1 protein-coding gene is annotated in these 420 nt (G+C 60.0%); it reads left to right on the forward strand.

Features of this window, described 5'->3' with window-relative positions; translation table 11 throughout:
* A partial coding sequence (locus tag EOA33_RS38490; RefSeq protein WP_245482631.1) for an MBL fold metallo-hydrolase occupies nt 1-341 on the forward strand: 341 nt, incomplete at its 5' end.
* Nucleotides 342-420 lie beyond the last annotated feature (79 nt).

Below are 420 nucleotides of genomic sequence, written 5' to 3' on the forward strand. Positions count from 1 at the left end.
TCGTTGCGGTGATCACAGACACTGAGCACGAGCCGGGCAAACTCGATCAGGCGGTGCTCGGCCTGATCGAAGATGCCGACCTCGTCATTTACGATTGCACCTACACCGAGGAGGAAATGGAGCGCTATCGCGGCAACGGGCACTCGACATGGCAACAGGGCGTCAAGCTCTGTGAGGCCGCCGGCGCGCGGGGGCTTGCGCTGTTTCACCACGATCCGTCGCGCACCGACGATGAGTTGGACGAGATGGAGAAATTGGCCAAAGACAGGTTTGCCGGCGCGTTTGCCGCCCGGGATGGCCAGACGCTCAAATTTCCAGTCTCATTGCGGAAAAAGCGCTGAACTATTTTCCTTTGCCGGCGCAGCGCCCGATCAATGTCCTGATCGGAAGCCATGCGCACGCTTCAGCGTGTGTGGTGAC

Origin of the sequence: Mesorhizobium sp. M4A.F.Ca.ET.050.02.1.1, assembly GCF_003997725.1 — a bacterium.
Classification (GTDB): domain Bacteria; phylum Pseudomonadota; class Alphaproteobacteria; order Rhizobiales; family Rhizobiaceae; genus Mesorhizobium.